Below are 19656 nucleotides of genomic sequence, written 5' to 3'. Positions count from 1 at the left end.
CTCCCGGTTAGTCAGGCGGAGAATTCGGCCGGCGACAGCGGCAGGCCGATCATGATGTCGTGGGTCGTATCGCCGCCCTCGGGCCGCGCCGACAGCGCCAGCAGCAATTCCTGCCCCTCGGGCGCGAGATCGCGGACATACAGCATGCATTGCTGGCGGATGTGCTTCACCGGCGCGCCGTCGCGCTCGTAATACAATGCTTCCCACAGCTGCACCGGAGGCTGCACCCGTTCGTCGCCGTCGTACCAGAAACGACGGAACGGCGGCAGCCCGGCCTCGTCCCAGCGCGGCTGGCTCAAACGGTCGCGGAATGCCGCATCGTCCCAGCCGCCGGTGGCATAGGTCGACGACCATGGCCGGAACAGCGTGAAATCGTCGGCGTCCGATCCGTCCGGTTGCTGGCTGACCGCCTGCAACATCATTTCGTCGTCGGTGTAGAAGCGGTGAACGTAACCGCCGCCGTCGTCCAGCTTGATGATCCCTTGCGCGGTAATCTCCAGCGTATCGCGGTCCAGCGTGAACGTACCGCCGGCCAGTCGTCGCCACGCCAGCGCGTCCAGCCGCACCATCCGCCCGATCGTGATGTCGCGCACCACTGCCACTTGCGCGCGGGTGGCCTCGCGCCCGCCGCCGAACAGGCCGCCGAAGATCATGCCGTCGTTCCCATGTGCCCATGCACCTTGCCAAACGCTGCGGGCTTATGCTTGGAGTGTCAAGCATACGGAGGGCCTGTGAACGTGACCGACACAATGCAGCGGTGGACGATCGAGCGGCTGGCGGAGGCGCTGGGCGCTTCGGAACAGAGCGAGGAATTGCAGGTCGAGCGGGTCGGCGACGTCCTGCGCGTGACGATGCGCGACCACGGCGATCTCGCGATATTCATGAGTTGCGCGGGCGAGCAGATCGTCGTCTCCTCGCTGCTATGGCCGGTCGACGAGATGCCGGACACCGCGGCCTTCAACCATTTCCTGCTGAAAGCGCAGAAGATGGTGCCGCTTTCCAATTTCGCGATCACCGACGTGGAGGATCGCGAATATTACGAGCTGATCGGCGAATTGTCGGTCGAATCGTCGTTGCGCACGATTTTGATCGAGCTGCGGGCGCTCGCCCATAATGCGCTGGATGCCGCCGCGGACCTGCGGCACGCGTTCGGCACCGCCTGAACGATCGGGTCTGAGGAACCTGGCCCGGCGAAGCGGGCCAAAGGAACTGGAAAAGTCATGTCGATGTGGAAGCAATTGGTCACGCTGATCCGCGGTAGCGCGCACGAAGCCGGGCAATCGGTGGTGGATGCGCGCGCGCTGACGATCCTCGATCAACAGATCCGCGACGCCGGATCGGCGCAGGCCAAGGCGCGCGACGATCTGGCCACCGTCACCGCCAAGCGCCGGCTGATCGAAAAGGATATCGAGCAGCTCACCGCGCAGCGCGACAAGTACGAGGCGTCGGCACGAGCGGCGATGGGCCGCGGCGACATGGACCTCGCGCGTGAGGTGGCCGAGCGGCTGGCGGTGATCGAACGCGAAGTGAACGCCAAGACCCCGCAGGTCGCCGACATGCGCGGCGCCGAGGACCGGATGCGCGGCATCATCAAGTCGGGCGACGGCAAGATCGAGGCGTTGCGCCGCGAAGTCGACGTGGTGCGCGCGAACGAGAGCGTGCAGCAGGCGCAGGCGCAGATCGCCAGCAACACCCATGGCGCGCAGTCGCAGCTCGGCTCCGCGGCGGACAGCCTGGCCCGGCTCAAGGAACGGCAGGCGGTGCGCGAGGAGAAGTTCCGCGCCTCCGCGGAGCTGGAGGATATGCGCACCGGCGCGGACCTCGATGCCAAGCTGGAACGTGCCGGGCTGCTGCCGGGATCGTCGAGCGCCGACGACATCCTCGCCCGCCTCTCCGCGCCGCGCGACGGCGGCGAGGCTCGACGCGAGACCGGGCGGCTCGACGACAAGTCCGGCGGCTGACGCGGCGTGGAGCGCATCGTCATCGGTGAGCGCGCCGGCTGGCAGGATGTCGCCCGCGAGATGGGCTTCACCTTCCACCACATGGACGGCCAGCGTTACTGGGACGAGCGCGCTTATTACCGCTTCTCGCTGGACGAGGTAGAGGAGCGCATCGAGGCGCCCAGCGCCGAATTGCACACCCTGTGCCTCGCCTTGGTCGAGGAGGTCGTCGGCAGCGACACGCTGATGCATCGGCTGGCGATCCCGCCCGAGATGCGCGACGTGGTGGCGGCATCGTGGCGCGCGAAGGCACCGTCGCTCTACGGCCGGTTCGACTTCGCCTATGACGGCACTGGCCCGGCCAAGCTGCTGGAATACAACGCCGACACGCCGACGAGCATCTACGAGACCGCGCTGTTCCAATGGCAGTGGCTGGAGGATCGCCTTGCCGACGGCACGTTGCCGGCCGGCGCGGACCAGTACAACCGCCTCCACGACGCGCTGGTGGCGCGGTTCGGCGCGCTGTTCACTGCCGGCAGCACGGTCCATTTCGCCAGCGTCGCCGACCATGAGGAGGACCGCCAGACCGTCCGCTATCTGGAGGATGTCGCCCGACAGGCGAAGCTCGACGCGGCCTTCGTCGCGATCGACCGCATCGGCGTTGATGGCGAGGGACAGTTCGTCGACGAGGAAACGGTGCTGATCGCGGCGCTGTTCAAGCTTTACCCGTGGGAAGACATGCTGCGGGAGCCCTACGCCGCGCATCTGCCCGCGACGAAGACGCTGTTCCTCGAACCGGCATGGAAGGCGCTGCTGTCGAACAAGGGCATGTTGCCCCTGTTGTGGGAACGGCATCGCGGCCATCCCAATCTGCTTCCGGCCGCCTTCGCCGACGATGCCGCGGGCGTCGCCGCGATCGGCGATCGCTGGGTGCGCAAGCCGTTGTTCTCACGCGAGGGCTGGGACATCCACCTGCACGACGGCGCCGCCGACGATCGCGGTCCCGAGGGCGGCTACGGCGAGGAGGGGCATATCGTCCAGACGCTCAGCCCGCTGCCGGTATTCGACGGGCAGCACGCGGTGATCGGCTCGTGGATCGTGGGTGACGAACCGGTCGCCATGTCGATCCGCGAGGACGACGGCCCGATCACCCGCGACCTCGCCCGCTTCGTCCCTCACGCGATCGTCTGACGCCACCTCGCCGTCGTCGTGAGCGCCCCCCGGGGATGCTCGACATTCAGACCGCGCCCGCCGAAACGACGGCCAGGCGCGCCCCCGAATGCAGCGAACAACCCACAAGCGAGCGCGGCAGCCCGCGTCATCGCCACCTGCCGGCCGTCGGGGCCGCGGGTCGGTCCCGCCTGAACGCCCCGGCGCATCCTCGCTGCGGCGGCACGGGGCGGACTGAACGCCCCGACACGGATACTTACGGCTTCGTCGCCACGCCCCGGCTGTCGCTCACTTCCAGCCAGTAACCGTCCGGGTCCTGCGTATAGATCTGCCGCACGCCGTCGAAGCGCGTCTGCATCGTCCGCGCCTTGCCGGCCAGGTCGGTCCACGGCCGTCGCTGCGCGTCGAGCCAGCGGGTGACCGTCGCCAGATCGTCGACATGGATCGCCAGATGCTCGTTGATGTTCGACGGCTTGGGCGCCGTCCGCCCGTCGAGGATGTGCAGCGCGAAGTCGTGCCCCAGATCGAACCAGCGACGGTTGGCCAACGGCGTCCGGATCTGCCGCAGCCCGAACGCCTCGCGGTAGAAGGTGGCGCTGCGGTCGAGGTCCGACGCCTGGATCGCGACATGTTCGCCTTGCGCCGGGGGTGACCCACTTGCCGGCTGCGTAGCCGCTGCCATTAGAAACAGGGCGGATAACAATGACATCGGCGACTCTCCCAATCGAGATTTCGCCGCACGTTATCTTTTTTGATGCGCGACGCCAGCACCGAACCACGGGCGCTGTCCTACATCGCCGTCCTCGGGCACGACCATGTCATGCTGCCCCGCCCCACCCTCAACATTCGCCGCGCAGGGGTCTCAACATTCGCAACATTCGGCAACGAACGGTTACAAACATCGCCTAGGCCGCGACGCGCCATGCCTCTTCTCCTGCGTCCTCCGCCGCGCCGGTCACCGCGACGCTGCCGGTCCGCTCCAGCTTGCCCCAGCCGACCTTCGGCCCGGTGGCGGCGACATGGATCGCGCGCAGCACCACCGCGTACAGCAACTGACGGTAACCGAACCGCTGCATCAACAGCCGCACCGCCGGGAAGCGTGCCTCGCGTCCGTCCAGCCGATAGGCGATCCAGCCGCACAGCAGGTCGATCGCCGCGAACGCCGCCCAGAAGGCCGCGACGGTCAGCGCATCACCGCCCGCCGCGTCCCAGCCGCGATCGTACACCCGCCATGCCGTGCCGCCGACGCCCAGCAGCAAGGCGATGTCGATCAACGGCGCGGCCAGCGTGAACAGGAACTGGAACACCAATGCCTGGGGCAACCCGACCCGCCCCAGACCGCCAGCGCCGCCCCGGCCCAGCAAGGCGCGGTGCTTCCACAGGCATTGCAGCGTCCCGAACGCCCAGCGGAACCGTTGCTTGAACAGCGCACGGACCGTCTCCGGCGCCTCCGTCCACGCAACCGCGTCATTGTCGCACCGCACGCGCCATCCGGCGCGCTGCACCGCGATGGTCAGGTCCTGGTCCTCGGCCAGCGTGTCCTCGGGATACCCGCCGACCGCGTCCAGCGCGATGCGCCGCCACGCGCCGACCGCGCCCGGCACGACGGTCACCGCACCCAGCGCCGCCAGCGCACGCCGCTCCAGATTCTGCGCGGTGACATATTCCAGCGCTTGCCAGCGGGTGATCAGGTTGTGGCCATTGCCGACCCGCGCATTGCCCGCCACCGCGCCGACCCGCGGGTCCGCGAACCAGCGCGTCAGCTTGGCGATCGTGTCGGGTTCGAACTGCGTATCGGCGTCCAGCGCGATCACCACGTCGCCCCGCGCCTGCGCCAGTGCGGTATTCAGCGCGCGCGCCTTGCCGCCATTCTCCAGCGTCAGCAACCGCACCCGCGGATCGATCCCGAACGTGCGCGCCACCACGTCCGACGTGCCGTCGGTCGATCCGTCGTCGATCACGATCACTTCGATGCGCGGCCCGGTGCTGGCCAGGATGCCGCGCACCGACGCCTCGATCACCCGCGCCTCGTTGAAGGCCGGGATCAGCACCGAGACGAACGTCGGCACCAGGTGCGGCGCGCCCGCTGGCGCCGCCTCACGCCGCCGCTGCCACAGCGCCAGGGCAGTCAGTGCCAGCGCGCGCGCGATGCCGATCGCGATGATGGCGGCGAACAGCGCGGCACCCGCATCGCGCAGCCATGCCAGCCCGTCGAACAACCCGCGCGTGCCCGCCGCGCTGCCCGCTTCCTTGCCCGACAACATCGGCATGACTTGCCCCCGGTCCAGCCCCGCGAGCGTCGAGGTGGCGACGAAATCGTATCCGCGCGCGCGCAATCCGTGGATGATCAGCGGCAGCGCGGCGAGCGTCTGGGTCCGGTCGCCGCCCGAATCGTGGAGCAGCACGATCTGCGCCGGGCGTTCCACGGTGCCGGCCGCGACCTGCGCGATCACCCGCCGCGCGATCACCGCCGCCGCCGGACCCTGCCAGTCGAGTGGATCGACGTTCAGGCCGACGGTCACATACCCCAGCCGCGCCGCGACGCGCGTGGCGTGCAGTTCGTCGCGGCGGTCGGGATCGGCATCGCCCAGAAAAGGCGGCCGGAACAGCGTCATCGCCCGTCCGGTATACGCCTCTACCAGCCGCTCGGTCGCCTTCAGCTCCAGCGCGATCGCGGCTTCGGAACGGCGCGACAGGTCGGCGTGGGAGGTCGAGTGATTGCCCAGTTCGCTGCCCTGCGCGACGATCCGCCGCAACAGCGCGCCTTGCCCCAACGCATTGGCACCGGTGACGAAGAACGTCGCCGGGACCTTCTCGCGCGCCAGCACGTCGAGGATCGCCGGCGTCCATGCCGGATCGGGACCGTCGTCGAAGGTCAGTGCGATCTGCCGGCGATGCGCGCCGGTCCGCTCCACCACGTCCGGCTGCGGCAGCCGCACATAGGATGCCTGGCGGATCAACTCGCCGTCCCACGTCACCCGTCGCTCGCCCGCGCGCGTCTCGGCGGCCATGCGCATGATCTCCCCGGTGCCGCGCACCGCGATCCCCGCCGGCGCCGGCAATGCGCGCAGGTCGGGTCGCCCCGCGCCGGACAGCGTGCGCCAGACGTGCGGGTCCTCGCTGCCGAGCCGCCACAGGGCCACGCCGGCCGCGCCGGTGCGGCGCACCACCGCCATCTGGTTCGCGGCGCTCGGCGCATCCAGCAACCACACCTGATGGTGCCGGCCCGCCGCGTCATAATCGAAGCGGCTGTTGCCGCTTGCCGCGTCGAACCGCGGCACCGTGCCCGCGCGCGCGGCCAGCGCCCATGCATCGTCGATACCCAGCGGGGTGGTGGTGCGCCCGTCCCAGTCATAAGCGTAGCTGCCGATCGCCACGATCGCCTTGTCCGCCCCGGCCCGCCCTACCGCCTGCGCGACGACGCGTGCGAACCACGGCTGCGACGCGATCGGCCCCGCTGCGCCGCCCATCCAATGTTCGTCATAGGCCATCAACACCAGCCGGTCGGCTACAGCGGCATAGGCACGCAGGTCCCAGTCGGGATCGGCGACCGGCGCGGCCAGCATCACCATCCATCCGCGCGGCGCGAAGCTGGTGCGCAGCTCGCCCAGGAACGTGCGATAATCGCGGTGCGCGGTCGCGGGCAGGCTTTCCAGATCGAGCATCACGCCCGCCCCGCGCTCGCGCGTGACCAGCGCGACGATCTGAGCTGCCAGCCGCGCGCGCGCCACCGGGTCGGCCAGCAGCGCAGCGGTGCCCGCGCCGTCCCAGCTGCCGTCGTCGGCGGCGTTCTGCACCATCGGCAGGACGCGCGGCGGTGTCGCGGCGCGCGCCACCACGCCGCGCATGAACCAATCCTCTTCCGCCACGAAGCGATGGTCGGCGCCGGTGACGGTGGCCAGGCCGGGAACCAGCCATTCCAGTTCGCCGACATGATCGGCCAGCGATCGGCGCGACGGCGCGTCCCACGGCATGTAGAAGCCCATCGTCCCGCCGGTCAGCCGCGCACCGCTGCGTGGCGGCAACCATGCCCCCGCCTCGACCGCCACCGGCGCCGACACATCCCGACGATGCGGCGCATCAAGGCGTGGTGCGAACCGCGGCGCGGTGCCGGTCATCGGGCGCAGGATCGCCGTGGCCAGCATCGCGACGAGCAGCAACGGGATCGCCACCCCCGCACCAATCGCGAGGCGCACCCACCGGGCGCGTCGCCCGCTGGCATCGTAGAATATCGCCACGCCTGTATCCGCCCCATCGCCAGATCGATGGGGCGGCGATACGGTCACATCACCAAGAAGCAGTTAACCTACGCGGCATGCTCACCCGATAACCAGCTGCTATCACGCGACATCACCCGTTGCTGACGCGCCGACATCGATCGCAGCCGGGAGGCGTCCAGCAGCACGATCCGCTGGCGATCGCGCGCGATCAGTTCACCTTCCACCATCTGCCGGAACACGCGGTTTACATGAACCGCAGTCAGCCCGAGATAGTCGCCGATCTGTTCCTGCGTCACCGGCAGCTCGAAGCCCTCGCCATCGGCGATCCCGGCGACACGCAGGCGGTCGTCGATGTCGAGCAGCAACGCAGCGACGCGTGCGAGCGCCGACGTGCGGCCGATCGCGGCCAGCCGGTCCATCAACGCCACCCGTTCGCGCTGCACGCTCAGGAACATGCTGGCGGCGAAACGCGGCGAACTCGCGAACAGCGCGCCGAACGCCGCCACCGGCACGCGGCTGATCGTCACCGCGGTCAACGCGGTCAGCGTGTCCGCCGCCTGCGCCAGGCACATGCTGGGCGTGCCGAGCAGATCGCCCGGCAGGTGGAACTTCACGATCTGTCGCTCGCCGCCAGGCAGCAGCACCGACGATCCCACCCACCCGCTCAGCAGGATGTAGATATGCCGCGGCGGTTCGCTTTCGCGCCGCAACACCGCGTGCCGCGGCAGATCGACGGGCGCTTCGCCCAGAGCGAACACCGCCTGCCGGTCGGCATCGTCAAGCAGGTTGAATTCTTTGAAGCGATGGAAAGGTAATCGTTCTAGCACAAGGGGTTCCCGGCAAAGACTGCCGCGGCTCTAACGCGACAGGTACCGCCTCGACGCTGATCCATTTTACTCAGCCGCGCACTTTCCGCAGATGTTTGGCACAGCCGCGCTTTTCCCTCGTGACCCTGCTGGCGGATCGGCTAACCATGTCGCCGAAACTGGGGACAAGACACCATCGTGACCTATCGTGCCATGACCGCCGTCGCACTCTGCCTCCTCGCCGCGCCGCTAGCCGCGCAAGTGACGCCGCCCGCCGACAAACCGGTCGAACAGACCCAGGCGCCCGAGAATGAAGCGACGACCGCACTGCCCACTGCCGCCGACGCGCTCCCCCCACCCGCCCCGGTATCGACGGAGGCCGGCACCACCGCGGCCAAGCCAGCGAAGTGGGACGTCAACGCGCCGCGCGGATTGCGCACGCGACAGGTGAGGATGTCGGTCGACGAAGGCAGCTGGATGAATGTCGACGTCGCGCCGGACGGGCGGACGATCGCCTTCGACCTGCTTGGCGACATCTACACCATGCCGGTCGCCGGCGGCTCGCCGACGCGTATCGCGGAGGGTCTGGCGTTCGAGCACCAGCCGCGCTTCTCGCCGGATGGACGTCGGATCGCCTTCACCTCCGATCGCGGCGGCGGCGACAACATCTGGGTGATGAACGCCGATGGCAGCGACAAGCGGCAAGTGACGAAGGAAGATTTCCGCCTGCTCAACCAGCCGACGTGGAGCCCGGACGGGCGCTTCATCGCCGCCAAGAAGCATTTCACCACCGGCCGCTCGCTCGGCACGGGCGAGGTGTGGCTGTACCATGTCTCCGGTGGCGGCGGCGTACAACTGGTGAAGCGCGCCAGTGAAGTGCTGCAAAAGGAACTGGGCGAGCCGACCTACGCGCCAGATGGCAAGAGCATCTATTATACCCGAAACACGTCGTCCGGGCCGATCTTCGAATATGCGCAGAATTCGCGCACCGCCTTGTTCGACATCGAACGCTACGACATCGACTCCGGCGAGATCACGACGGCGGTGACCGGCGTCGGCGGATCGGTGCGCCCCACACCCTCGCACGACGGCAAGCGGATCGCATTCGTGCGGCGCGACAACAACATCTCGAAGTTATGGGTCAAGGACTTCGCCACCGGCGTGGAACGCATCGTCTACGGCCCGCTCGACCGCGACGTGCAGGAAACATGGGCGGTGACGGGCGTCTATCCGAACATGAGCTGGACGCCCGATGACACCGGGCTGGTCTTCTGGGCGGGCGGCAAGCTGCGCCGTGTAGGGGCGGATGGCTCAGGCGCGACGGTGATCCCGTTCCGCATCGACGACACCCGCGTGATCGCAGAGGCGGTACACCCGCAGGTCGACGTCGCACCCGATCGCTTCGCGACGAAGGCGACGCGGTGGGCGACCGTATCGCCGGACGGCCGGCAGGTCGTGTTCGAGACGCTTGGCAAATTGTGGGTCAAGCCGCTGGCCGGCGGCGCGGCGAAGCGGCTGACCCGCGGCACCGATGAAATGGAGCTGTGGCCGAGCTGGTCGCGCGACGGCCGCACGATCGTGTTTACCGGCTGGACCGACGCAGGGCTGGGTCAGATCCGTACCGTGGCGGCCAGCGGCGGCGCGGCGAAGACCGTCACCACCGTTGCGGGCCATTACCGTCGCGCTCGCTTCTCGCCCGATGGCAAGACGATCGTGTTCGAACAGGGCGAAGGCGGTCAGCTGACCGCCCCGCGCGGCAACCCCGGCATCGGCGTGTACCGCGTGGCGACCACTGGCGGCGCACCGGTCCGCGTTGCGAAAGACGCAGCCGCGCCGCAGTTCGGCACCGCCGGCGACCGCGTGTTCCTGATCGTCAACGAGGGTGACAAGCGCCAGCTGGTCAGCACCGATCTGTCGGGCGAAAACCGTCGCGTCCACGCAGCGGGCGAACTGGTCAACGATTTCCAGGTCTCGCCCGGCGGCGACTACGTTGCGTTCCGCCAGAATTACGAGGCATTCGTCATGCCCTTGATGCCCGGCAAGCAGGCGGTGGAAGTCGATATTAAATCCGGCGCCCTACCGGTGACCCGCGTCAGCGGCGATGGCGCAGACTTCATCAACTGGTCCGGTGGCGGCAAGCGCCTGCACTGGAGCGCCGGGCCGACGCTCTATTCCGCCGATACCGCCGCCCTGTTCCGTCAGGCCCCCGTCGGGGACGACGCGCCCGGCTTCGTCGCGCCGCGCACCGGCGTGTCGCTGTCGATGGACGTCGCCGCAGCCAAGCCGACCCGCACCGTCGCGCTGACCGGCGCGCGCGTCATCACGATGGCGAGCGCGGATGGCGGCGCAATCGACGACGCCACCGTTCTTATCCGCGGCGACCGGATCGTCGCGGTCGGGCCCCGCGCTTCCGTACAGGTTCCGGCCGGCGCGACGACCGTCGACGTTGCCGGCAAGACGATCGTTCCCGGCTTCGTCGATGCGCATGCGCACGGACCACAGGGCGACGACGAACTGGTCCCGCAACAGAATTGGTCCGCGATGGCCAATCTCGCGTTGGGCACCACCACGATCCACGACCCCTCCTCGCGCTCGGCGGAGATCTTCCCCGCGGCCGAAATGCAGCAGGCCGGCATGGTGCTGGCACCACGCACCTTCTCGACCGGCGAGGTGATCTACGGCGCCAAGAGCCCCGACGTGTATGCGCAGATCGACACGTACGACGATGCGCTGTCGATCGTCCGCCGGCTGAAGGCGCAGGGCGCGCACAGCGTCAAGAACTACAACCAGCCGCGTCGCGAACAACGGCAGATGGTCGTCGCCGCTGCACAGGCCGAGGGAATGGAAGTCGTGCCGGAGGGCGGTTCGCTCTTCACGCTCGACATGTCGCTGGTGCAGGACGGCAATTCCACCGTCGAGCACAATGTCCCGCTCGAACGTTTCTACGATGACGTGGTCAGCCTGTGGTCGCAGACGAGCGTTGGCTACACCCCGACACTGGTCGTGGCGTACGGCGGACCGGCGGGCGATCCATACTGGCGCGCCCACAGCGACGTGTGGCGGCACCCGCTGCTAACGCGCCACGCGCCGCCTGCCCTCCTGGCTGCGCAGAACGCCCGCCGCGAGATCGCGCCCGAAGAGGATTACGTCGATGGCGTCACCGCGCGCGAAGCGCGGAAACTGGCGGTCAAGGGCGTGCCGGTTGCAATCGGCGCGCACGGGCAGCAGCCCGGCCTGGGCGCGCACTGGGAACTGTGGAGCTTCGTGCGCGGCGGGATGACGCCGGTCGAGGCGTTGCGCGCGGGCACGATCGTCGCGGCGACGTCGCTCGGCTACCAGAAGGACGTCGGCTCGCTGGAGCCGGGCAAGCTTGCCGATCTGGTGGTGCTCGACGCCGATCCGACCGCCGACATCCGCAATACTGACAAGGTGGCGCGCGTGATGCTGGGCGGCCGCCTCTACGATGCAGCGACGCTGAACGAAGTAGCGACCGGCACGCGCAAGCGTCTGCCTTACTGGTGGGAAAACGGCGCTGATGGCGGTGCGGACACCGGCGCTCGCATTACCGTCGGTCACGGGCACGGCGACGTCGATTGACGCCTCGCTACCGATAACGGCCCTTGTCGCGCCGCACGGGTCTGCCGGTGTGACGGGGCACCAATGATGACCGGCGGGGGATGGTCGGGCGGACGCTCACCTGCTCCGCCGGTCGACGGCATCTCCGGCTCCGTGCACGTGCATCGCGCGCAGGACGATGGGTTTCACGACGCGGTGCCTTGAGCATCGCCGACGGCTACGGTGCGCATGGGCGCGCATGGGCCATCGCCTTCGCGCTGGAAAACAGCGCCGAATCGCGTTGACGCGACCCCGGCGCCCGTGGCAACGGGATCACGCCGCGGGTGTAGCTCAATGGTAGAGCAGAAGCTTCCCAAGCTACAGGAAATGGCAGAAAACTGTCGTTTCTGCTGTAAACCGACCTAAATCGGCCATCGTGAAATCAATAGCTTAGCCGAGGCCCTGTAAACCGCGCCAGGCAGGTTTTCGCCTTGCCTTCGCGAAAAATCACCATGCGCCTGCCAGCAATTCGGCCTGCTGGATGACAGTCTGGACAGCTGCATCCTGAAGGTCGGGTGGATAGCCGTATTTACGCAGAATTCGCTTCACGAGCACACGCATCCTGGCTCGGGCACTCTCGCGGTGGGACCAATCGACGGTGGCGTTAGCGCGCAGGTTGTTGACCAGTTCGGCGGCGATCACCTTCAGGCTGTCGTTGCCCATGATGTCAACGGCGCTCTCATTGTCGGCGAGCGCGTCGTAAAAAGCGATCTCCTCCGGGGTCAGCCCTTCCGACTCGCCGCGGGCCTGTTCAGCACGGATTTGCTTCGCGAGGTCGATCAGCGTCTGCAGCACCTCGACCGTGCTGACAGCGTTGGTGTGATAGCGGGCGATGGCGTCGGTCAGCCGTTCGGAATAGCGGCGGCTCTCGACGGCGTTGGTGCGGCTGCGCGAGCGGATCTGGTCACCGAGCAGCTTCTTCAGCGCCTCCAGCGCCAGGTTCGGCCGCTCCATCGCCTTCACCTCGGCCAGGAAGTCGTCGGACAGGATCGAGATGTCCGGCGTTGTGAGGCCGGCGGCGCGCAGGATGTCGACGATCTCGGTCGACACCACCGACTTGTCGATAAGCTGCTGGACGGCGAAGTCGCGGTCTTTCGCAGAGCCGCTGCCGCCGCCCGTCTTGGCAAGAGCGGCGCGGACCGTCTGGTAGAAGGCGATGTCGTCGCGGATCGCGCGGGCCTCGTCGCTGGCCGCGGCCAGCGCGAAGGCCTTGGTCAGCGCGAGCACGGCGTCCTGGAAACGGCGGTGCGCTGCCTTGCGGGCCTCGTCGCTTGCTTCCTTCGCCGCCGCCTCATGCTGCCGGGCGAGGATAAACTCGATCGCTTCGGCCAGGCATTTCAACCGTTCGACCGGTGTGCCGGAAACGCCGGGCGTGCAGTCGAAGCCGTGGAACATCGCGCGGACCACGTCGAACTTCTCGAGCAGCACCGCGACCGCCTCCGCCTCGTCGATCCCGGTTTCGGCAGCGTCGGAGGCGGAATACTGGCCGAGCGCCTTCTTCAGGTTCTGGGCGATGCCGATGTAATCGACCACCAGCCCCGCCGGCTTGTCGCGGAACACGCGGTTCACGCGCGCGATCGCCTGCATCAGGCCGTGGCCGCGCATCGGCTTGTCGATGTACATGGTGTGCATAGACGGCGCGTCGAAGCCGGTCAGCCACATGTCGCGCACGATCACGAGCCGCAGCGGATCGGTCGGGTCTTTCGCCCGGGCTGCCAGCAGGTCGCGCCGCGCCTTGTTGCCGATATGCGGCTGCCATGCAGGAATGTCGGCTGCCGACCCGGTCATCACGACCTTCACCGCGCCCGTCTTGTCGTCGTCGCTATGCCATTCGGGCCTGAGCGCCACGATCGCCTCATAAAGCGTCACGCAGATGCGGCGACTCATGCAGACGACCATTGCCTTGCCGTCCATTGCCGCCAGCCGGTCCTCGAAATGGGCGACCAGATCGGCGGCGACCATCTCCAGGCGCTTCTTCGATCCGACCAGCTTCTCCACGGCGGACCAGCGCTGCTTCAACCGTTCCTGCTCGCTGAGCGCTTCGTCTTCGGTAAGGCCGTCGATCTCGGCGTCGATGACCGGCAGTTCCTCGGGCGGAAGCTCGATGCGGGCCAGCCGGCTCTCGTAGTAGATCGGCACCGTCGCGCCGTCCTCGACCGCGCGGGCAATGTCGTAGACGTCGACATAGTCGCCAAACACGGCGGGGGTGTTGACGTCATCCTTCTCGATCGGCGTTCCGGTGAAGCCGATGAACGAGGCATTGGGCAGCGCGTCGCGGAGATACTTGGCGAAGCCATAGGCCAGTTCGCCGGTCTTGCGGTCGATCCGCGCGCGGAAGCCATATTGCGATCGGTGCGCTTCGTCCGCGATGACGATGACGTTACGGCGGTCGCTGATCGCGGGATAGTCGCTGGTCCCCGGCGGAGGGGCGAACTTCTGCATCGTGGTGAAGATCACCCCGCCGGACGCGCGGTCGAGCCGTTCGGTCAGGTCCTCGCGACTGTCGATCTGGATCGGCGTCTGGCGGATCAAGTCGGCGCACATCGAGAAGGTGGCGAACAGCTGATCGTCGAGGTCGTTGCGGTCGGTGATGACGACGATCGTCGGATTTTCCAGCGCTGGCTCGCGCACCAGCAACCCGGCGTAGAAGGCCATCAGGAAGCTCTTGCCCGACCCCTGCGTGTGCCAGATCACGCCGATCCGGCGGTCGCCGGCCGGATGCGCGGCAGCGTCGGGCAAGCCGTAGCGCATCGGGCTTTCCCGCATCGCGTCCGCCGCTAATACGCCCGGCACTGCGCGCAGCGTCGCGGCGACAGCGCGTTGGGCAGCGTGGAACTGGTGGTAGCCGGCGATGATCTTGACGATGCCGCGCCCGGTGTCGCCGAACACGGTCAAGTCGCGGATCAGCATCAGCAGGCGCTGCCGGTCGAGCACGCCGGCGATCATCACCTCCAGCTCGGGCACGCCCTTGGCCGCGATGTCCTCCCCGTCGACGGTGCGCCACGGCATGAAGCGTTCCTGATCGGCGGTCAGCGACCCGATCCGCGCCGTCATACCGTCCGACGCGATCAGCAGCGCGTTGGTGCGGAAGAGCGATCCGATCTCGCTCTTGTACGTCTGGAGCTGATTATAGGCGCCGGTGACGGTGGCGTTTTCGTCGCCCGGGTTTTTCAGCTCGATGACCCCGATGGGCAGGCCATTGAGAAACAGCACGATGTCAGGCCGACGGGTGTGGCCGCGCTCGATGACGGTGAACTGATTGATCGCCAGCCAGTCGTTCATGTCGAAGCCACCAGTGGGCGCGGTGAAATCGACCAGCCGCACCCGGTCGCCACGGATCGCGCCATCGGCCGCGCGATACTCGACCGGCACCCCCTCCACGATCAGCCGGTGGAGCCGCCGGTTTTCCTCGACCTGCCCCGGCATCTCGACCGCCAGCACCCGGCGGATCGCATCGGCGCGCGCGTCGGCAGGGATCTGCGGGTTAAGCCGATCGACCGCGGCAGTCAGCCGCGCGGTTAGGATGATGTCGGTGTTGGCAGCGCGCTCAGGCGCCTTGCCGTCGGGCGAGGCGTCGATGCCGTAGGCGACCTGCCAGCCCTGTTCAGCCAGCCAGGCGAGCGCTGCGTCCTCGACGACGGATTCGGTGAGCTTCGCCATCAGGCGCGGGTGCCGGGAGCGCGCGTCATGCCGCCAACGCCTCGACGTCGCGAACGCGGAGTTCGCCTGACATCAGCCTGGGAAGGAGGGCGTCGCGGGTGGCGGCTAGGGTGCGGGATTCGATCAGGTTGTCGATCATACGCTGCTGTAACGGCGCAATGATCTCGCCAAAGGCCACGACAGAAGGCTGCGGAGGACAGATCGTAGTTGCTGCTGACAAATGCCCCCTCTGGATATGACCCATCGTCGTCGCCTTCGATGCCGCGATCATCTGAAAATCCTCCAAATGGTGCCAGACCCAGTGGGTATAGAACCACGCGGGATACTCCAGCGAGGTTACTTTGAAGAGGTGCTGGTTCAGCGCACCTCGGCCACCTGTCCAGAACTTGGCAAGCAAGCTGCCTGACCAAGAAAACAGGAAGTCGCCGTCCTCAATGATGTACTTCGACGGCAAACCCGGTGACGCGCGGTTCGAGTTTGCCGATATGCCGGATCGCATTTCCGCAATCTTTATGACTGGAATATCCTTCTCGCCCGGAACCGCCGGGTATTTCTGCAAGGCCAGCCCGTTCAAGAACTCAGCAATCTTGTCGAGTGGTTTCATCTGCCACCCCTCCGGCACGCCATCGTCGCCGAGGCGGTCGGGAAAGAGGGACCAGAGATCGGGGGCGAGCCAGGCGGGTTGGCCTTCGGCCTTAGCGCGGGTGGGGCCGAAATCGACGAACCAGTCCCGGAACAACGCCCGCGCGCTCGCCTCCAGCGTTTCGTTCATTCGCCTGTTGAGTTCAATCTTGTTGTCGAGGGCGGAGAGGACGGCGGCAATAGTTCGTTGATCAGTGATAGGAGGAATGGGCAGCAAGAAGTTTGGCACGTCGGAGCAACGCAAGCTGTTAAATATGGCGCCTACGTTCATGAACTTGTCGATCTGCGCCCACCATTGTGGGCTGGTAGCCAACCATCGCAAAAATTCGGGCAGGATGTGCAATCCGTCGGCACGCAATAGGACGAGGTTCTGTCCGACAGCGAAGTCGACTCTGTCGCCGACCGGCGCGGTCACCCCCGGGTTCGTTCTCCGCGACAAGACGATGTCATGCTTCTTGGGCCGGGCTTTCTTGGTCCAAGTTGCAAAGTCGTCGGCGCTGATCTGCCTTGCGTCGTCAAAAGCAATGCGGCCACCAGTCATCTGCGGAATGGCTACATAGGGGTAGCCGAACGCTACTGGGTTCGGCGTCGCATGGACACAATCGATCAACGCTACGCCAGCTTGCTTCAGCGACATGGTCTCCCATGATGTCGTCATGCCGCCCCATCCACAAACAACGCCACCAGCCGCTGATTCATATAGTAGTTATTCCGTCCGATCCGCTGCTTGTCCAGAAATCCTGCCGCCGCCAGCGTGTCGAGATATTTCGTCGCGGTCGGTCGGGACACACCTAGTTCCTGCTCGACATATTTGATCCGCGTATAGGGGTGGCGGAACAGCTCGTTGAGCAGGTCCTGCGAATAGCCTTTGGGGTGGTCGGCCCGGATGCGCTGCTTGTAGTCGGCCATCAGCACCCGCATCCCTTCGATCAGCGCCAGCGTGTCCTTCGCCGTCTGCGCAACGCCGCGCGCCTCGGTGGCGACGCTTGCCTCACCAGCGTTCACGCCGTCAGCCGTCCTGGCACCAGCACGCGAAGGTCGGGCGCGACGATCGCGCGGAACCGGTCGCTCGTCGTCGTCCAGTCGATCAGGTCGACCTTCCAAGGCAGGTCGCTTTCGTCGAATGCCTCCGCCAGATCGGCCATGACCGACGGCGGGATCGGATTCGACGCGCATAGCGCCAGATCGAGATCGGACATGGGCCGTGCCCTGCCCTTTGCCCGGCTGCCATAGACATAGACGGTCGTGTCGGCGGGAAGATGCTGCAGCAGCGTCTCGCGTACGATCGCATCATGCCGAGCTTCGATGGCGATCGGCGAACTCATTCGGCTCGCTGCGTCATTATGTCGTGCAGGTATCGCACCTCTTCGATGAAGGCGGGTATCCCGGCAACGACCCTAATCGCCTTCGTCTCGTCATAGGTGTGCGACGTGATGTTCCGATCGTCGCGATATTGCTTCCACCGTGACCATTCGTTCAACAGCAGGCCGCGCTCGTTCGCGGTGCGGATGAGCGTGGGAAAGCTCATCTGCGCAACGGCATCCGGGTTGGCGTCGCTCATCGCCAAATAGCGGCGCAGCATCTTGTGCGCGAGATCATAGGTGAATTCGAATCGCTGGATCAGGCCATCGCGGATCTGCGTGTCCGACGTGTCACCTAGATAGCGCGCCTGACCTTCTTCGAGCCGGGCGATCGCGCTGGCGAGCGGTGTCAGATCAATCGGCACGACAGCTCTCCCGGCTCGCATCGTCCTGCAAAAACATCGCGGTTTCTTTTACACATGCGCCGCGACGTGCAAAACTTTCGCGGTTTTCTTTACACATTCGGGCGCTCGTCCGGCACGACCACTCCCGCCAGCCGCTGACGGATGACGTCGGTCAGCCGCGCGCTTTCGGCGAACTGCTCCTCCAGCGTCGCCTGGAGGGTGGCGAAGCGTTCGACGAAAGGAACGACGTCCGCTTCGACGTCTTCGGCGCCGACATAACGACCGGGCGTGAGAACATAGCCGTGGCCAGCGATGACGTCGTGGCGGGCGGCGCAGGCGAAGCCGGGAACGTCGGCATAGCCCTCCCCCTCGCGCCAAGCGTGATAAGTGTCGGCGATCTTCGCGATATCCGCATCGCTGAACTCGCGCCGCGTGCGGTCGACCATGTGGCCGAGCTTGCGCGCGTCGATGAACAGGATCTCGCCGCGACGGTCGCGCAGCTTCCTGCTGCGGCCGATGCCGTTCGACTTGTCCTTCGCCAGGAACCAGATGCACACCGGGATCTGGGTCGAATAGAAGAGCTGGCCCGGCATCGCGATCATGCAGTCGATCACGTCGCCGTCCACCATCGCCCGGCGGATGTTGCCCTCGCCATTCTGGGTCGAGGACATCGACCCGTTGGCCAGGATGACGCCGGCGGTGCCGGTGGGTGCCAGATGGTGCAGGATGTGCTGGAGCCAGGCGAAGTTGGCGTTGCCGGCCGGCGGCGGGCCGAACTGCCACCGCGCGTCCTGCTTGATCCGGTCACCGCCCCAGTCGGAGATATTGAACGGCGGGTTGGCGAGCACATAATCGGCGCGGAGGTCGGGCAGTTCGTCCTTGTGGAAGCTACCCTCGCTGTTCCAGCGGATGTCGGCGTCGATGCCGCGCACCGCCAGGTTCATCATCGCCAGCCGCCACGTCGTGTGGTTGGATTCCTGACCATAGATGGCGATGTCGCCGATCCGCCCGCCGTGGCTTTCGACGAACTTCTCCGACTGGACAAACATGCCGCCCGACCCGCAGCACGGATCGTAAACGCGGCCCTTGTACGGCTCGAGCATCTCGACCATCGTCCGGACGACCGAGCGCGGCGTGTAGAACTCGCCACCGCGCTTGCCCTCGCTGCCGGCAAACTGGCCGAGGAAATATTCGTAGACCCGGCCCAGCAGATCGCGGGACGCGTTGCTGGCGTCCTTGAAGCCGATGCCGGAGATCAGGTCGATCAGTTCGCCCAGCATCACCGCGTTCAGGCCCGGGCGGGCGTAATCCTTAGGCAGCACGCCTTTAAGCCCCGGATTGACCTTCTCGATCTCCAGCATGGCGTCGTCGATGACCTTGCCGATGCCGGGCTGCTTCGCGTTTGCCTGAAGGTGCGACCAACGTGCGCCCTTCGGCACCCAGAAGATGTTGTCGGCGCGGTATTCGTCCTCGTCCTCGGCACCCTCGGGATATTCGGCGAGCAGTAGGGCGTGCTTCGCCTCGAACCCTTCGGATATGTGCTTCAGGAAGATAAGGCCGAGCACGACATGCTTATAGTCCGACGGCTCCATATTGCCGCGCAGCTTGTCGGCGGCTCGGAAAAGCTCCGCCTCGAAACCCAGATCCCCGCCCGCCGTCGTCTTCTTCGCCGCTCTCGCCATCATCGCCCCAATGCTGCTCGCGCGAACGGATACCCGGCCAGGGACCGCGCCGCCAGACCGCGATGGATCTGGCGAAGGTTTTAAGGGCGGATGAGGAAATTTCAGGCGCAATTCCGCGTCGCTGGGGAAACCCCGAGCGACGCTGGCGCGCGGACCCGATCGCCGGGTCCGGTTGGCGCCTTGCGGGCGCGGTCCTCCTCACCCGCCGGCGGGTGA

14 protein-coding genes are annotated in these 19656 nt (G+C 66.8%); 4 read left to right on the top strand and 10 right to left on the bottom strand.

The window, feature by feature from the left end:
- Positions 1-11: 11 nt before the first annotated feature.
- On the bottom strand, positions 12-653 hold the full coding sequence (locus ASE95_RS08750) for a DUF2491 family protein (RefSeq protein WP_156347943.1): 642 nt from the start codon (positions 651-653) through the stop codon (positions 12-14).
- Between the two features lie 84 nt (positions 654-737).
- On the opposite strand from ASE95_RS08750, the gene ASE95_RS08745 reads away from it, so the two are divergent.
- Genes ASE95_RS08745 through ASE95_RS08735 form a run of 3 tightly spaced genes read left to right on the top strand, consistent with a single transcriptional unit; the run spans position 738 to position 3131 of the window.
- Positions 738-1163 carry a YjfI family protein gene (locus ASE95_RS08745; protein WP_056636034.1) on the top strand — a complete coding sequence of 142 codons (426 nt, stop codon included), beginning with the start codon at positions 738-740 and terminating at the stop codon, positions 1161-1163.
- Between the two features lie 57 nt (positions 1164-1220).
- Positions 1221-1961, top strand: a complete 741-nt coding sequence (locus ASE95_RS08740) for a PspA/IM30 family protein (RefSeq protein ID WP_056634588.1) — start codon at positions 1221-1223, stop codon at positions 1959-1961.
- A gap of 6 nt (positions 1962-1967) precedes the next feature.
- Positions 1968-3131: a glutathionylspermidine synthase family protein gene (locus ASE95_RS08735; protein ID WP_056634585.1), complete on the top strand. Its 1164-nt coding sequence runs from the start codon at positions 1968-1970 to the stop codon at positions 3129-3131.
- Between the two features lie 235 nt (positions 3132-3366).
- Here ASE95_RS08735 and ASE95_RS08730 read toward each other — a convergent pair whose 3' ends face one another.
- The 3 genes from ASE95_RS08730 to ASE95_RS08720 form a co-directional block, all read right to left on the bottom strand.
- Positions 3367-3819, bottom strand: coding sequence for a VOC family protein (locus ASE95_RS08730; protein WP_082450021.1), 453 nt, complete (start codon positions 3817-3819; stop codon positions 3367-3369).
- Positions 3820-4015: 196 nt separating this feature from the next.
- Positions 4016-7348 (bottom strand): glycosyltransferase, encoded by a 3333-nt coding sequence (locus ASE95_RS08725; protein ID WP_056634579.1) that lies wholly within the window; start codon positions 7346-7348, stop codon positions 4016-4018.
- A 68-nt stretch (positions 7349-7416) separates the two neighbouring features.
- The gene (locus ASE95_RS08720; protein WP_056634576.1) at positions 7417-8157 is read right to left on the bottom strand and encodes a Crp/Fnr family transcriptional regulator; all 741 of its coding nucleotides are present in this window, start codon (positions 8155-8157) and stop codon (positions 7417-7419) included.
- Positions 8158-8349: 192 nt separating this feature from the next.
- On the opposite strand from ASE95_RS08720, the gene ASE95_RS08715 reads away from it, so the two are divergent.
- Positions 8350-11733, top strand: coding sequence for an amidohydrolase family protein (locus tag ASE95_RS08715; protein ID WP_056634573.1), 3384 nt, complete (start codon positions 8350-8352; stop codon positions 11731-11733).
- A 465-nt stretch (positions 11734-12198) separates the two neighbouring features.
- Here the strand turns inward: ASE95_RS08715 and ASE95_RS08710 are convergent, their stop codons facing one another.
- The 6 genes from ASE95_RS08710 to ASE95_RS08685 form a co-directional block, all read right to left on the bottom strand.
- A complete protein-coding gene (locus tag ASE95_RS08710) occupies positions 12199-15411 on the bottom strand; it encodes a type I restriction endonuclease subunit R (protein ID WP_056634570.1) in 3213 nt (1070 codons plus the stop codon).
- A 25-nt stretch (positions 15412-15436) separates the two neighbouring features.
- Positions 15437-16711, bottom strand: coding sequence for a restriction endonuclease subunit S (locus tag ASE95_RS17255; RefSeq protein WP_082450020.1), 1275 nt, complete (start codon positions 16709-16711; stop codon positions 15437-15439).
- Positions 16708-17058, bottom strand: coding sequence for a helix-turn-helix domain-containing protein (locus tag ASE95_RS08700; RefSeq protein WP_056634567.1), 351 nt, complete (start codon positions 17056-17058; stop codon positions 16708-16710). The genes ASE95_RS17255 and ASE95_RS08700 overlap by 4 nt, the downstream gene beginning before the upstream one ends.
- A complete protein-coding gene (locus ASE95_RS08695) occupies positions 17055-17378 on the bottom strand; it encodes a nucleotidyltransferase family protein (RefSeq protein WP_056634565.1) in 324 nt (107 codons plus the stop codon). Before ASE95_RS08695 ends, ASE95_RS08700 begins: the two co-directional genes overlap by 4 nt.
- Positions 17375-17779, bottom strand: coding sequence for an HI0074 family nucleotidyltransferase substrate-binding subunit (locus ASE95_RS08690; RefSeq protein ID WP_235528242.1), 405 nt, complete (start codon positions 17777-17779; stop codon positions 17375-17377). Before ASE95_RS08690 ends, ASE95_RS08695 begins: the two co-directional genes overlap by 4 nt.
- 89 nt (positions 17780-17868) lie before the next feature.
- Positions 17869-19440: a class I SAM-dependent DNA methyltransferase gene (locus tag ASE95_RS08685; protein WP_156347989.1), complete on the bottom strand. Its 1572-nt coding sequence runs from the start codon at positions 19438-19440 to the stop codon at positions 17869-17871.
- Between the last annotated feature and the right edge of the window lie 216 nt (positions 19441-19656).

This window comes from Sphingomonas sp. Leaf231 (assembly GCF_001421995.1).
Lineage (GTDB): Bacteria > Pseudomonadota > Alphaproteobacteria > Sphingomonadales > Sphingomonadaceae > Sphingomonas.
Note: the sequence above shows the minus strand (reverse complement) of the source record. Positions and strands in the feature narration are given on the sequence as shown.

Coding starts and splice junctions, on each gene's coding strand:
- ASE95_RS08750 (WP_156347943.1), bottom strand. CDS start 653: ATGATCTTCGGCGGCCTGTTCGGCGGCGGGCGCGAGGCCACCCGCGCG.
- ASE95_RS08740 (WP_056634588.1), top strand. CDS start 1,221: ATGTCGATGTGGAAGCAATTGGTCACGCTGATCCGCGGTAGCGCGCAC.
- ASE95_RS08730 (WP_082450021.1), bottom strand. CDS start 3,819: ATGTCATTGTTATCCGCCCTGTTTCTAATGGCAGCGGCTACGCAGCCG.
- ASE95_RS08715 (WP_056634573.1), top strand. CDS start 8,350: ATGACCGCCGTCGCACTCTGCCTCCTCGCCGCGCCGCTAGCCGCGCAA.
- ASE95_RS08710 (WP_056634570.1), bottom strand. CDS start 15,411: ATGGCGAAGCTCACCGAATCCGTCGTCGAGGACGCAGCGCTCGCCTGG.
- ASE95_RS17255 (WP_082450020.1), bottom strand. CDS start 16,711: ATGACGACATCATGGGAGACCATGTCGCTGAAGCAAGCTGGCGTAGCG.
- ASE95_RS08695 (WP_056634565.1), bottom strand. CDS start 17,378: ATGAGTTCGCCGATCGCCATCGAAGCTCGGCATGATGCGATCGTACGC.
- ASE95_RS08685 (WP_156347989.1), bottom strand. CDS start 19,440: ATGGCGAGAGCGGCGAAGAAGACGACGGCGGGCGGGGATCTGGGTTTC.